We start from the raw sequence: 245 nt of genomic DNA, 5'->3' as shown, positions 1-245 counted from the left end.
AGGCCCTGCTCCTGGCCCACGGGGGAATTTCCACCCTGGGAGCCAATACTTTCTCGATGGCTATCGCGGGACCGTGGGCTGGGTACGCCTTTTACAAGCTCACCAAGAAACTTCGCGGGCCTGACGCGTTAGCGATCTTCCTGTGTATGGTCTTCTCCGACTTCATCACCTACGTCGTGACTAGCTTCCAGCTGGCTTTTGCCTTCCCGGATGCAACCGGTGGCTTCTGGGGAGCTGTCGGTAAG

General features: G+C 58.4%; 1 protein-coding gene. It reads left to right on the top strand.

Features of this window, described 5'->3' with window-relative positions:
- Nucleotides 1-245, top strand: a 245-nt coding sequence (locus ACSNOK_RS35665; protein WP_436784813.1) for an energy-coupling factor ABC transporter permease, incomplete at both ends; no start/stop codon positions are given.

Origin of the sequence: Streptomyces sp. URMC 126 (genome assembly GCF_051386555.1) — a bacterium.
Lineage (GTDB): Bacteria > Actinomycetota > Actinomycetes > Streptomycetales > Streptomycetaceae > Streptomyces.
Note: the sequence above shows the minus strand (reverse complement) of the source record. Positions and strands in the feature narration are given on the sequence as shown.